We start from the raw sequence: 15,333 nt of genomic DNA, 5'->3' as shown, positions 1-15,333 counted from the left end.
TATTGTATGTATTTATCCTTAAATTGGTTAAAAAATTTCGTTGATATTCCGAAATCAGTCAGCCCGGAAAAACTGGGCGAGCTTTTAAGCCTGCACACGGTTGAAGTTGAAAAAGTTGAGCGGCTGGCTGATAAATATAAAAACGTAGTAGTGGGAAAAATTTTGGAAGTTAAGCCGCATCCGAACGCGGATAGGTTAAGATTGGTTTTAGTGGATATCGGCCAAGAGAAATTGGAAATCGTTTGCGGCGCCGATAATATTAAGCCGGGCCAGCTAGTGCCCGTGGCTTTAATCGGCGCGGTACTGCCGAGCGGATTAGAAATAAAGCCGGTGGAAATCAGAGGAGTGAAATCATGCGGCATGCTGTGCGCCGAAGATGAATTAGGATTAGGTGAAGATCACGCCGGCATTATGATTTTGGATAAATCCCCCCTACCCCCCTTTGCTAAAGGGGGCAAGATCGGGCAAAATTTCAGCGATTATTTAGGTTTAAGTGATGTGGTTTTTGAAGTTGACAATAAAAGCATTACGCATCGCGCCGATTTATGGTCGCATTACGGATTAGCTCGGGATATTTCGGCTTTTTTAAATGTTAAATTTAAAATTTATAAGTCTAAGGTTGATATTTTAAAAGCCAAAAAAATAACTTTTAAATTTAAAGTTAAGATTGAAGATTTTAAATTGTGCCCGCGCTATATGGCGGTCGGCTTAGAGGGCATAAAAGTCGCGCCTTCGCCTAAATGGATGCAGGATCGGCTGTCGGCTTGCGGCATGCGGCCGATTAATAATATCGTGGACATAACCAATTATGTCATGCTGGAATTAGGCCAGCCGCTACATGCTTTTGATAAAAATTTTATTAATGAAATAATCGTCAGGCGGGCCAAAGCCGGGGAAATTATTGAAACGCTTGACGGGCAAAAGCGCGAGCTGGATAAAGATATGCTGGTGATAACCGACGGCCGAAAGCCCGTGGCCGTAGCCGGCGTTATGGGCGGAGTTGACAGCGAAATAAATAATCAAACCTCCGCCGTTATAGTAGAATCGGCTAATTTTAATTATGACTCGGTAAGAAAAACGGCGCAAAAACTTAGCCTTAGGACCGAAGCAAGCATGCGCTTTGAAAAAGGCCTGGATCCGAATTTATGCGAGCTCGCGCTTAACCGCGCCGCGGAGCTGATTATAGAAATTTGTCCGGGCGCTAAGATCGCCAGCGCTTTAATTGATGAAAATAAATATAAATTAAGGCAAGGGCCCTTGGAGCTGGACTTAATTTGGCTAAACCGGTTTATCGGCCATGAATTTACGTCTAAGCAAGTTAAACAGATTTTAGAAAAGCTGGGCTTTAGCCTAAAAGCGCGGGGCGAAAAATTCAGCGTTATTATACCGAGCTGGCGCGCGGTGCATGATGTAAGTTCGCCGGAAGATTTAGCCGAAGAAGTGGCGCGGATTTACGGCTATAACAATCTTAAGGCTAAATTGCCTAAAATAGATTTAGCCTTGCCGTTGGTTAACGCGCCTAAAGCCTTAGAAAGAAAAATAAAAAATATTTTATCGATCGGCGCGGGACTCTGCGAAGTTTATAATTATTCTTTTGTCGGCGCGGGTGAGTTAAACAAATTAAAAATTGATGCGTCATCGGCCATAAAATTAGCCAATCCTTTAAGCGAAGATTTGGCTCTACTGCGGCCTAGCCTGATTGCCGGCCTGTTAGAAAATATAAAAACCAATCAAGCCAAAGAGGATTTTATTTCTATTTACGAAATCGGCAGTGTTTTTTTAAACGCGCCCGGAGAAATAAACAAGGATAACGAGAGCGGCGAAAAATTATTAAAGCAGGAAAAATATTTAAGCCTGGCGCTGGCTTGCCCGTCCGGCCTGCCTGCCGGTAGGCAGGGTAGGCAGGCCGGCGGCGAAGCCGCTGATTTATTCAGCCAGCTTAAAGGCATAATAGAATATTTATTAAGTTCGCTTAATTTAAGCGCGGAGTTTGAAATTGACGGTTCGCCCGCGACCTGGGCGGATAAATCGGCCGCGGCCGGAATTTACGCGGATAAAAAATTAATCGGCCGCCTAGCAATAGCGGAAAAAAATTTGGCTCGAGCTTTCGGTTTGAAAAAAACCGCCATAATAGCGGAAATTAATTTTAAAGAGCTGTTCAAGTTAGTAGAAAACAAGCCGGTCAAGCAGTTTAGAGAGCCGTCGAAGCATCCGGAAGCTTTAAGGGATTTAGCATTTGTGGTAAACGAAAAAATATTGTATAATAATATCAAAATAGAGATTGAAAAATTCAGCGATTTGATCAAGCGAGTTGAGCTGTTTGACGTCTATCAGGGAGAAAATCTTGGGCCGGAGAAAAAGAGCCTGGCTTTTCATATTATTTATCAAACCGAACGCACCTTAACTTCGGAAGAAGTGGATGAAACTCAAGGCAAATTAGTTAAGCATTTGGAAAAAGAATTAGGAGCGAAAATAAGAGACTTTTAGCCATCTATGTCATTGCGAGCGATCGGAGGGAGTGAAGCCTGCCTACCGGTAGGCAGGCAATCTCACGTACTATTTGTTAAAATTTATAGATTGTTTTTGAAATGAAGGTTTATCCTGTTAATAGTTTGTGAGATTGCCGCGTCGCCTGATTACAGACTCCTCGCAATGACAATTGCATTAGAAATTGAAAATTTAACGTTTTCCCCATGCCTGAAAACGAACAATTTGATGAAATCGGCGGTGATTTTAAGGAAAAGCCTGAACAATCACCTCCGCCATTAAACAAAAACCAGAAAATCGCGGCCGCGAGCCTGGCGGTTTTTGCCGTTTTTATTTTGGCTTTATGGTTCGCCCAGCTAAGAAGCAATATTTACGGCCCGTTTAACGCTTCAACTAGCCAAAATCAAGTGGCAACCGATGAGCAAAATAGCGATGAAGCTTTAAAAACTAAAGATACGGACGGCGACGGGTTAAGCGATTATGACGAGCTTAATATTTATAATACTTCGCCTTATTTAGAAGATACGGATTCGGACGGTTTTAAAGACGGCGAGGAAATAGCTAAAGGTTTTGATCCGAATTGTCCGCAGGGACGGACTTGCGCCGGAACCGGTTTAATTGAAGAAAGCGGAGGCGATCAGGCCTCTACCGCGCCGGCTTCATCCAATAGCACTTTAAATAATTTATTAAACCAATACGGCGCGACCGCGCCGGCTACTACCGGTTCGGCCGATTTAAGCAGTAGCCAGCTTGATGCTTTGAAAAATATTGACGCGGTTAGCTTGCGCCAGCTGCTTTTACAAGCCGGCATGCAGAAAGAAATTTTGGATAAAATCAGCGACGCCGACCTTTTAAAAAGCTTTCAGGAGACTTTAGGCGGGCAGTAAAAAATAACGAACAGGTCACAAATTGTGACCGGTTCGCTGAGATTGGGTTTAGGGTATAGAATTTCCCTGGATTTCCTTTAACAAAAAAATGGGTAAAAAAATAGCCCCGTCGTCAACTTGTGGTTGGACACGGGGCCGAAGTCGGAGGAAGAGAGTTTTTAGTATATTCTTCTTCCTCTTTCGTCATAATGGTAATATTTTTTTCTCCCAGGATCCCAGTGCCGGGAACCAGTATACTCCTTTTCCTGATTTGACGAAGACGAATCAGAACTTAATACTTTTAAACCAACATCCAATCCGAACACCGCCATTTGTATGGGGCTACAAGAAATACAAGAAAAAGAAATGAAAAGAACAATCACTATTACCGATAGATTCAAAGATAATCTTTTCATGTTACCCTCCTCTTTTTTATAGTTAGATTTTAGGAACGATATTTATTGATATTATAATATCATATTTATGAAAATTTGTCAAGTAAAAGAAAAAAATAAGTTATTTACTTTTTTGTTAGTGTCAATTTTTGGCATATTTTTATCTTTTATAATTGCAAATAATGTTTTAGCTCAAAACCCTGTTTATGATATGCTCGGCAACAAAGTTGATACTTCTCTTTTGGGCGAGGACGGAGCCATGACATCAATCAAAACCAGTGATTCAGGAACAAAAAAAGCTGAAGAAAAAACGGCTTTAGAAAGAGCTTCAGATCAAATAACTGATTGGGCGAAAACGGCACAAAAGTGGGCGGAAGAATACGGTGCGGCCATAGCTTTTAAAGCGGCTGTAAAAAATTTCTTAAATAATTTAGCTTATGATACGGCAACTTATTTAGCTACCGGAGATTGGGGCCAACAGCCGATGTTTGAAACCAGAAATTTTGGAACAGTTGTAAAAGATGCAGCCGATAACGCGGCCGGAACGTTTTTAGAACAATGGGGGAAAAGCGGCGCGATAAAATTTAATGTTTGCCAGCCTAATCTTAATGTTCAGGTTAAAATAGGGCTGGGTTTGCAAAAGACACAAAGGCCGACCAAGCCGGCTTGTACTTTTACGGAAATGACTAAAAATTGGGATACGGCGCTCAAAGATAAGAATTTTTTGCCGAAATTTCAAGACATGTTTAATCCTTGGTCCAATGATTTAGGCATAGCTTTGACTTTGCAGACCGGCATGGAGACGGAAATTAATAAGCAGGCTAATCTGGCCTTAGAAGAAGCTAAAAAAAATCAAGGCATTAAAGACGTAGTTGATCCAATCAGTAAATTTATTAAGACGCCTGGCTTAACCGTGACTCAGCAAATGGGCAGTGTATTTTATGATGCTAATAAAAAAGAATTAACTTATACCGGGGATATTACGGCAGACGCGATTGATATTTTTGTTAACACTTTAATCGGTAGGCTGATGGATCAATGGCTTAAAAAGGGCTTGGTTACCACTTTCCCGGGAACCTACGGCAATTTAGCCGATATTAACGCGCAAAACCAAGCCGAAGGTGCGGCCGGAGCGGCCAATCGGATGAAGAGTTTAATAGAGCCTAGTTTTAAAGTCAGGGGTGATTATGATATTTTAGCCGAATTGGCTTCTTGCCCGGATCCGAATAAAGCCGGGCCGACTAATTGCGTTATAGATGAAAAATTCAGAGAAGCCATTGAAAAAAGGCTGACGGTTGGGCAGGCTTTAGAACAGGGTTATTTAAACGCTAATGGAATTTTCGGTTTTAATTCCGACGGACTGGAGCCTAAATTCAATGAAGGCTATCCTTACCGGTCAATGCTGATTTTAAGAAAATTCAGGATTATCCCGGTAGGCTGGGAAGTAGCGGCCGAGAAAATCAAAGACTTGCAGAATCAGATTGGCAGCACGAAAAATTTAAGAGATTTGGTTAATTGTTCGGAAAGCTGGTGTGCCGGTCTGGTTGATCCAAACTGGGTTTTAAAAGCGCCGCAGAATTTCTGCAAAAAAGAAGGCGCCGGGCCGGAAATAATTTCTGAAACGGTTACGGGCGAAGGTTATGAAAGCAGTTTATCCGTTTTACGAAACGACACTTATTGCGCGGACGAGCAGTCCTGCATTAAGGAAAAAAACGACGGCTCGTGCCAGCTTTACGGCTATTGTACGGAGGAAAGAAGGAAATGGGATTTTAACTCTAAAGCCTGCGACCCCAGAAACAATACTTGCCAAACTTTCAGCAGTCCAAGCGGCCAGGCGGTTTCTTATTTAGAAAATACTTTGGATTCTTCCAATTGCAATATCGGCAACGCCGGCTGTTTAGCTTATTGCCAAGATTATAGTTTAGCTACCAGTAAATTCACTTGCACTAATAATTCAGGCAATAAGATTCATCTAAATAATCAGGCTGAAGCTTGCGATAAAGAAAGCGAGGGTTGCCACGAGCTTATTAGATTAAACCCGGGCAACGGCGCCAATCTTTTAGTTAATTCCGGCCTGGAAAAAGATTTAACCGCCGGCGATTGGCTAGGTTTTGGTTCAAGAACCGACTTAGACGCTTATCAGGGAGGCTATAGCCTAAAAATGAACGGTTCGGCCAGCCGGATAATTCCCATAGGCAACGGCGATTACAGTTTAGCCGGAGAAAATTATGTTTTATCATTTTACGCTAAAGATTGCGCGGCCGGTGATAAATTTTCAATTGAAAATAAACAATCAAACCTTGATGCCGGCAGTGATTGGCTAAGATATAATCTGGCTTATGCTTATTCTCCGGAGATAGACGTTTTTGAAATTAAATTCGCGATTAACTCTTCGTCCTGCCTGATTGATAATATAAAATTGGAAAGAGGCGACCAGACTACGGCTTATAGCGATTATGCCGCTGCTTCTTCGCCTTCTTTGATTTATGAAAAAGTCGCGCCGGCATATTTAAATTGCTCCGGCGCCAATCCGCCGAGCGAGTGCGAAAATTTCGCCCGCTACTGCTCGGCCGATGAAGCCGGCTGCGAGCTTTATACCGGCGTGGCGGACGGCGTTAAAATTCCGGCTAAAGCCGCGGCCCAGGATTACTGCCCGGCTGAATGCGTGGGCTATAATACTTATATTCAAGCAGAGACCACTTTTGATTCAAGCCGCGACGCTTATTTTATTTCTAAAACTGCCAAAACCTGTTCGGCCGAAGCCGTGGGCTGCGATCAATTTACCAATTTAGACGAAGTGGCTAAGGGCGGCGAAGGCATAGAATATTATACTTATTTAAGGCAGTGCCTTAGGCAGGCTGATAACGCAGGAAATTGCGCTGAATTTTACAATTGGGAAGGCTCGGATGAATCCGGCTACCAATTAAAAGTGGAAAGCCTGAATAAGACCGGTTCGGGAATGGCGGAGGAGCCGGCTTTAAGCTCGCCAGATGCCGCGCTTTGCAATGAAGCTATTTATAATCTGCCGGCTTCGGATCCGGCTTATAATGCCGATTGCCGCCAGTTTTATAATCGCGACGGCGGCTTATCTTACCATTTATATAGCCACACCATCGCCTGCTCTGATGATTGCCATCCTTACCGCCGCACGGCTTTAAATATTGATGAGGCCATACTTTCGTCCGCGTCTTGTGTTGGCTCTGACAAGCATTGGGATGATGCCAGCGAGCAATGCCTAGTCTGTAAAAGCGGCGGAGTCTGGTCGGCTGATAATAACGCCTGCCTTTATCAGGCCGTGCCCAACCAGGGCATAACTTGCGCGGCCGCGCAAAACGGCTGCCGCGAATATATCGGCAATACTGGCAATGATGTCAGGAATATTTTCACCGACGATTTCGCGGAAGGTACTACCGGTGATTGGCTTGGCGTTGACGGCTCAACCGTCACGCCTTCAAACGAAGCGCTTAGTTTGCCGGGCAATTCAATTAAAATTCAAAGCCCGGGCAAAGCCAAGCGTCCGGTCGGTAGCGCGGTAACTTCGGGTAAATCCTATACTTTAAGTTTTATCGCCAAAGCCGCGGCAGGAACAGATTTGAATTTAAGCTTTACTAATAATACGGCCGTTAAGGCCAGCTTTGCTCCGGTGCGCTTAACCTCGGACTGGCAAATTTTCCGGACAAATTTAGCCGATTTAAACCACGCCGTCGCTACCGAAGAATTTTTGCTTTTGGAAGCGGGCCAAGATTATTATATTGATAATATTACTTTAACGGAAATCGTTGACCGCTATTATTTGATTAAAGATTCCTGGCGCACGCCGGCCTCGTGCGATGAAGAGGCGCCGGGCGTGCCGCATGAAAAATTTATGCTTGGCTGCGCCGAGTACACCGACCGGGCGGATAAAACGCATTATTTAAAGCAGTTCAGCAAACTATGCTCGGAATCGGCCGTAGGCTGCGAATTAATGATTGATACGCATAATTCAACCAATCCGTTTGAGGAAGTATTTAACAGCGCTGACGCGGCCAGCAGAGTAACCGTGCCTAAAGATAGTTTCGCTTACGTGGTTTATGATGAAGATAAATTATGCGAGTCAGAGCAAAAAGGCTGCGAGTTTTTAGGCAAGCCTTATAGCTACGAAACCGCCACGCTTTATGGCGATGTTTATCTAAAAAATAATCCGGATAAATACGATAAGATTTTATGCGCCGCCAACGCGGTCGGCTGCCAAGCTTATTCTTACGACGACGGCGAAAGTTATTTTAAAGATCCGGGCGATCAGGTTTGCGAATGGCGGCGGCAGGCCGGCGCGGGCGAAGGCCAGAGTTGGCTTAAGAAAAAAGTTAAACGTTGCGGGGATAACAACGGCGCGGTCTGCTTAACCAACGCGGATTGTTCGGCTAATGTTATCTGCCAATTGGAAACTTCAGACAACCTCTGTCCGACCAGCGATTATAAAACTTTCGGTTTTGGCGGCATCGGCAATAAAGTAAGCCAGCCGGCGAATAATTGGGCCGGAATCTGCGCGGCGTCTGAATCAGGCTGCAGCGAATATCTTGACCCTTTATCCAAATTTAATACCAGTATAATTTTTAACGGCAGTTTTCAGGATTTAGACCTTAATTCCAATACCAATGACGGTTGGGAAGGCTTAACGCAAAACGTAGTTTTAGAGGCTAACACGGTTTATCGCTTGGCGCGTAAAGCCGATGCCGGCGCTTTAGCTATCAGCTGTCCCGCCGCCGGAATTTATAATTTGGATAATAACAATAACTTGTCAGCTTCCGTGAACTCTATCAGCCTGCCGGCCGAAGATTATGACAACAGCAGAATTTTTTACTCGGGCGCGACTGGCGGGAACAGCTGTATGATTACCGCCGGTGATAATCTTGGCACGGTGGAATTAAAAAAAGTGGCCATAGACTATCAATTAAAACAGAATTTAGACCGCCAGAGCTGTAATGGCATAGTTAATTACAATAAAAATTGTGTTTTATTTAATGAAAGAAAGCAATCGGGCGCCGGTTTGGCCAAACTTGATTGGGACGCGGACATTACGGTTGACGGCTCCGGACCGATAAGCGGCGCCGACGCGGATAAAGACGCAAATATCATAATAAAAGTTACGCCGGATCGTGTTTGCGATAAATGGCTGGCCTGCCGGAGTTATATTAAAGACGAAAAAGGCAATAATACTTGTTATGACGTTGGTTTATGCGACGGCGTGGACGAGAACGGCAATTGCAACAGCTTTATCAGGTCTAATAAAACAAACCAGGCGGTTGAGGCCTTAGGCGCGGATAAAGTCAGCAATTTATCAGGTTATGCCAAAGTCGGCCTGTTAAACGGCAGCTTAAAAGCCGATTATTATCCTTTAGGCGCCATGAAACAAGCCGGAGAAATGGCCTACTTGGCCAACGGCAATTTTGAAATCGCCGGCTCTAACGGCTATCCGCTTGGCTGGGTGGCGGAAAATACTTCCTGGAACGATAATATTTTTAAGGTTATTAATAATCCGATTGAAGCCCAAAACGAAGGCATCGGCCGCGCGATAGAAGGCCAGAATTTTTTGAAATTAGGCTCAACTTTCAGCGCCACCAGCGAATTCGTTGAAGTGGTCGGCGGCGCGGCCGGCAACCCCACGAGCTACGTCATAACCGCCAATATCAATACCATAAATTTAAAATCAGGCTCGGCTAAAATTAAAGTCGAAGCTTTTAACAGCTTAGGCCAAAGCCAGGGTCCGATGGCTTTAACTCCGGAAATTTCTTTAGCTAGCGGCAATGGCTGGACATTCAAGCTGGGCAGATTTGATATTTTCAGCAACGATATCAGCCAAATTAAAGTTATTCTCTATTCGGATTCGGCCTCGGCCACCCAGGGTAATTTTTATTTTGACAATATTCAAATCAGGCCGGCTTTAAATTCCAAAGATAATTGGTACACGGCTCAAGCCTGCCGTCTTTATCCTGAATCAGATTCTTTATCCTGCGATTATTACGAGGATTCGGGCGCCCGGCAAAAAGGCTGGTACGGCTATTGCCTTGAATATGACCGCGCGCCCGGCGATCCCAACACCTGCCTTTTATGGTATCCGATTGATAAAGTTAAAGGCGACGGCGTAGAAGAAGGCGCCGGATATAATGACAGATTTCCGGTGTATTATTGCACGGATTTGCAATATTATAATAAATCAGTTACAGCGCCAATGAGCGTCTGCGCTCCAAGCTCTGGGACATATCCGGCGAGCACGTTCACAAGTTTAGTGTCTGCCAATGAAGCAAAGTTTTTAGACAAAAGATTTATTACGAGCATATCTGGTTGGGGCGGGGAGCCGGCAACGCCAAGTAATTCATGGGCTCCGCCTACCTACGTTTTTAGTGGAATGACCGCTAGTTTTTCAGTGGTTTTTAATGCAGACAATTCTTTAGAAGGAATAAATTATGCTTATACTACAACCCATGGGAGTCACCAATGCGGCGAACAAAACTATGATGTAGCATATACCATAAATTATAAAATTCCATATTGCAAAAAAATAGTGCAAGCCGTTACGTCGGTAGGGCAGAATAAATATTGGAGCGCTCGGATGTATAAAGGAACCGATTATGTCATTCCTAATGATCCGGCCATAACCGAAACATTCCATGTGCCCGCTGGCGGTTATACTTATCTAACCGATTATCCTCCTTTCGGCGGTGTTAAAAATCCTTACCCCAGCAGTAATCCTTACGAATGGGACAGCCGGCCGCCGTCTAGCGACGGCAATCAGCCGCTTTTCTTTGACGAGCCGGAAGCGCAAACCGTCCGCGCCGGCAGCTTGCATAGCAACGAAACCGTCAAGCGGATTTTCGCCAAAAGCTATGGCGCTTGGCAATGGCAGGAAGGCGCGAATGGCGGCCATTATGAAATAGCGGCCGGTTCCACCTGGGGGCCGCCGACCGATAAATGCTTGAATAATATCCGGCCGATTTATCCGAACGATTACTGCGCTATTCCGCCGGCCATAAACAATATCAAAGTCAATGCCGCCGCGAGCGGAAACGTCACTTTATTTTCCAGCCAATTCGCCAGCCTGACTTTTAACAGCCAGACTGATTCACAGCAATTGCCTTTGGTGATGTACGCGGTTGACTGGGGCGACGGCGAGCAGACGATTGTCAGCGGCGTGGAGATGCGCGATCGGCCTAACGCGGATAATCCCCATTCGCTATATCATTTATATAGTTATTGGGATTTAAAGGCTAAATCCAACCAGAATCAATGCCCTGGCGGTTCGTGCAATAGTGTTAATCTTACTTGCTCGGGCGGTTCAAACGCAGGCGATAGTTGTATTGATTGTTTAATCACCGGGGAGTGCAAAGTTAAGCCGAAGATTAAGATTAAAGATAATTGGGGCTGGTGCAACGGCGGCAATAGTATTAATGATTGCGCTTCCTGGCAGAGTTTCGCCGGGTATGTGGTGGTTAAGGAAAGATAATGGGAAATGACAAATGACAAATTTCCAATGACAAATAAAACTTATGGAAAATTTAGATAGCAGTTTAATGAATAACACGCTCGCGCCGAAAGAGCAGGACGCGGCGGCGAGGAAGTTAAAAGAAGAGAAAAGCGGCGCGGCAGGCGGACAGGTGGGTGGAGATGAAACGGACGCAACCGGCGAGCAGAAAACTTTAAGGCAAAGAGTTCAAGAGGCGCGGCAGGCGTCAAATATTAAAGAAAGGGTTAAGGAGAAGATAAAAGAAAAAGTTTTATCACCGCTGAAAAAAATAACCAGCCGAGCATTGCAGTGGGCGTGGAAAGCATTATTGCCCAGCTGGGGCTTAAGTTCAATTTGGATTAATATTCATGTTTTTTTAAAAGGTGTTTTTGGGGAAGAACTATTTTGTAAATTAGGCGAAGAGTGGCTGCCGCCGAAAGCGGTTGAAGCAACCGGCGGAGCCGGTAAAATTATAAATAAAAGTGCCGGTTTGGTTGAGGTTATGGTACTAATATTTATAGATGTAATAATTTTTTTTGTAGTTGTTGGTTTTGTCGCAATGTTTACCGACGAAAGTACTTTTAAGACTATGACCGGGGAAGTTAACAAGGCGCAACCGGCGGCCACGCAATCAGTGAAATAAATTTTTAATATAAAATGAAAAAATTATTCAGAAAAGTTAATTTTAATAGAAAGTATTTTTTACTTGGGCTATTTATTTTAGCGGTGGTAGTTGTTTTATTACCCAAAGATGTAAATGCTGGTGATGTTTCTGGCCTCGGTATTGCATGGGACGCAGTGAAAACAGTAGTGTCGTCACCAATTTTAATAGCCGTGGGTACTATTGCGGTTTTAGTTATGGCTATATTTGGCGCTCTGAATGGTTTAGTTATTAGCGCTTTAATAAGCATTACTCAATATAATACTTTTATAAGTGAGCCTTCAATCATAGATGCTTGGATAATAGTGCGAGATTTATGCAATATGTTTTTTATTTTAATTTTATTGGTAATTGCTTTTGCTACAATTTTAAGACTGCCAAGTTATGAATGGAAAAAATTATTGCCAAAATTATTAATCATGGCTGTTTTAATAAATTTTTCCCGAACGATTTGTGGCTTAATTATAGACGCGTCTCAGGTTATAATGCTTACTTTTGTTAATGCTTGGGGAGGCGCTGGTAATTTTGTTGATACGGTTAAGATGGCTAAATATTTTATGGGTACCGCTAGTAAGGATTGGGGTACTGGCGATTGGAGCGTGCTCCAAGTTGTCGCAGGTATGTTGATTGGTATTATGTTTTTAATTATTTCCGGCATAGTATTGTTCGTGGCTATGGCGGTTTTTTTAATGAGAATAATCATGTTATGGATTTATATAGTTCTATCACCCATTGCATTTTTAGCGGCTGCTTTTCCGGCCGGACAAAAATACGCAACCCAATGGTGGTCGGAATTTACTAAATATATAATTAATGGTCCGGTTTTAGCTTTTTTTATTTGGATGGCACTAATAACATCAAGACAGATTACTAAGATTGGTGATATTGTCGTCAATCAGACCGGCACCAGCCAATGCGCTAGTATTAATCTTGGTATTACTCAAATTACTTGTTTAAATGATTTTTTGCCTTTTATACTTTCTATTGGCATGTTGCTTGGTGGGCTAATGATAACCCAGCAAATCGGCGGTGTTGGTGCCAGTATCGCCGGTAAAGGTTTGGATTGGGCGAAGAGGGCGCCGAAACTTATGGGCGGGGGAAGTTTAAAAGTTGGCAGTTGGGCGGCGAGAAAATTTGCCGCTTCTAAACATGGCTTTGAAATTAGACCGTCAAAAGTAATAGCCGGTTTCAGAGAAACTTTGGCGGAAAAGAAAAGAAAAGAAGATATAAGAATAGAAGAAAAATCGGCTTCCATGCTAAAAGAGGGAAAATTGATTAGAGGCGGTTTGGGTGCGTCCAGGGATTTTTCCGAAGCCGCGGCTAAAGGTTTTTTATGGAATAGAGCCTGGAAGGTGAGTGGTGATCCGAAAAAGATGGGTATTATGCAATCGACCTGGAAGGCGGGGGGCGTTAGAAAAAATATTGAAAAATTAGAAAAAGAAAGAGATGAAAAAGCAACTACGGAAAAGAGAAAGTCTGAAATTAATAATGAAATAGCAACACAAAGAGAAGAAATGGCAAAATATGAAACGCCGCAAACTTTTTATGCTCATCAAAAAAGTATGACTGCTTATCAGGAAGCGGCGAAAAAATCCGGAATGAAAGACAATGAAGATGAAATCGTAGAAACATTTGATAAAGCCATAGAAAATGGCGATAATGAATTGGCGGTTGGCATGATTTTACATGCCGTGGAAGTTGGTCATGGCAATGAAATGCTTCAGAAGCATAGGGCGAAAGCCGATGTTTTGGATGACAATGGTAACGTAGTAACCAAAGAAGGAGAATTTTTCAGGCAAGACAATTCCGGCATGAGAGGATTTTTTAAACAGTATGTACAGGGGAAAATGGGATTATCCGAGCAAGAGGCGCTTTCCATTCAAAGCCAGTTTAGTTCCCGCGCCAAAGCGGTTACTCATATGAATTTATCCGAAAGCGTGGGTAAAAAGAATGGATTATTTTATCAACGAAGCGACGAGGAGCAACAGTCCAGAGCTCATGGCGAGACCATGAAGATGGATGTGGAAACTATGTTAAGAAAATTAAATAGGATAGGGCAGGGTTCCGAGATTCAATATGAAGATGAAGATGATAATAAAAAAATTAAGAGGAGATTTGTCGCCAATGGTTTAACCACAAAAAATTTCTTAAAAACGGCGCCGACTCTAGACCTTGAAGTAAACGACAGAAAAAGGCTTAATCCAAATTTTGCAGAGAATACTTTTGTAAATTACATGATGTATGAAGGAAACGGGGGGAAGTTTAAAGAGAAATCTTTGGTTGAGATAATGGATAAATTAGGCACATCTTATACCACTAAGGAGGGCGGTACTATAAGTCACAAGCAATTAGCCTTGGAAACCGCTGCGTTTGGCGGTGAAAAATATATCGCTAATCTTTTAATGAAGAAGATTGACGCGGAAACCAGCAACGCTTCACCGGCAGAACTTAAAAAAATTGGCGAGGAAATAAAAAATGCCGAGGGCGTGCTTAGTGGTGTAAGAGAAAAATTAAGAGGAGATGGTATGGTTATAAGAAAATCTACCAAAAAAGAAGGAGATAAAGAACCGAAAAAGTGAAGGAGTGAAGCCTGGCAAGATGAGCGACTATTAGAGTAAAAAGCGATCTAAGAGCAGTTGAGAAATAAAAAAATCAACTTAGAATTTAAATGTTTATGTTATATAATGAAGAAAAATTAAAAAGCGAAGAATTTTTTAAACAGATTAAAAATCGGGCGCAAGATATGATGATTTATGATGAAGTTCATGAAGCCTCTAAATTAATCACCTCGCTGGAGCAGGCCTTAAATCAAACTAAAGATTTTAAAGATAAAAATTATTATTTATATGTTGAATATAAAAAGATAATTACAAGATTAAAGTGGCTGGTGTTAAATATTTTGACGGACGATGAAGTTATAGATCTTTTTAGAAATAATTTTACGCGAATATACAAAATACCTGATTATGATATCCAGCAGAAGTTAAAGTCATATTTGCTTGGATTTATAGTTTTCCAGGACAGGGATAATTTTAAGAAAGAATTAAGGCAGGCGTTGTTAGATAATCAAGAAAAATTGACTAAAAATAAATTAATTATTAACAGCCAGGAAAAAATTTCAACCGTGGGTAACTGGATTTTAGATTACAATAGCAATTTAGGTTCAGACGCGGTTGATAATATAAAAAGAATCCAATATTTTACCAATAATAAAAACATAAAAAATTTAAATGAAGAGGAAAAAGTCAGAGTTAAAACGCTATTGGATTTATATGAAAGATTAAAATTATCTTCGTTAACTTTAGAAGGATTAGAAGAAGATATACCGGTAGATGAGCCCGGGCATATAGGCATAATCAGGGGCGGAGTTTTTGAGCCTTTTAAGGAAGAAAAAATTGTTTATCAACCGGTAAAGGCGCAGAAAGCAATAGTAGTAAAGAGCGA

6 protein-coding genes are annotated in these 15,333 nt (G+C 42.5%); all 6 read left to right on the top strand.

The annotated features are described in order from the left end of the window. The first annotated feature begins 6 nt into the window (after positions 1-6). The gene (gene pheT, locus WC639_05070) at positions 7-2,487 is read left to right on the top strand and encodes a phenylalanine--tRNA ligase subunit beta (protein ID MFA6307148.1); all 2,481 of its coding nucleotides are present in this window, start codon (positions 7-9) and stop codon (positions 2,485-2,487) included. A 206-nt stretch (positions 2,488-2,693) separates the two neighbouring features. Continuing rightward, entirely contained in the window at positions 2,694-3,374 is a 681-nt protein-coding gene (locus WC639_05065) for a thrombospondin type 3 repeat-containing protein (GenBank protein MFA6307147.1), read from the top strand. 462 nt (positions 3,375-3,836) lie between these two features. After that, entirely contained in the window at positions 3,837-11,228 is a 7,392-nt protein-coding gene (locus WC639_05060) for a hypothetical protein (protein MFA6307146.1), read from the top strand. Positions 11,229-11,271: 43 nt separating this feature from the next. Then, complete coding sequence (locus WC639_05055) at positions 11,272-11,871, top strand: hypothetical protein (protein MFA6307145.1); 600 nt, start codon at positions 11,272-11,274, stop codon at positions 11,869-11,871. Between the two features lie 14 nt (positions 11,872-11,885). Continuing rightward, a complete protein-coding gene (locus tag WC639_05050) occupies positions 11,886-14,468 on the top strand; it encodes a hypothetical protein (GenBank protein MFA6307144.1) in 2,583 nt (860 codons plus the stop codon). Between the two features lie 95 nt (positions 14,469-14,563). Next, positions 14,564-15,333 (top strand): hypothetical protein (locus WC639_05045; GenBank protein MFA6307143.1); only part of this gene is annotated, 770 nt, incomplete at its 3' end.

It is taken from the genome of Patescibacteria group bacterium (assembly GCA_041662965.1).
Taxonomy (GTDB): Bacteria; Patescibacteriota; Patescibacteriia; order Patescibacteriales; family GWC2-42-12; genus JACPHD01.
Note: the sequence above shows the minus strand (reverse complement) of the source record. Positions and strands in the feature narration are given on the sequence as shown.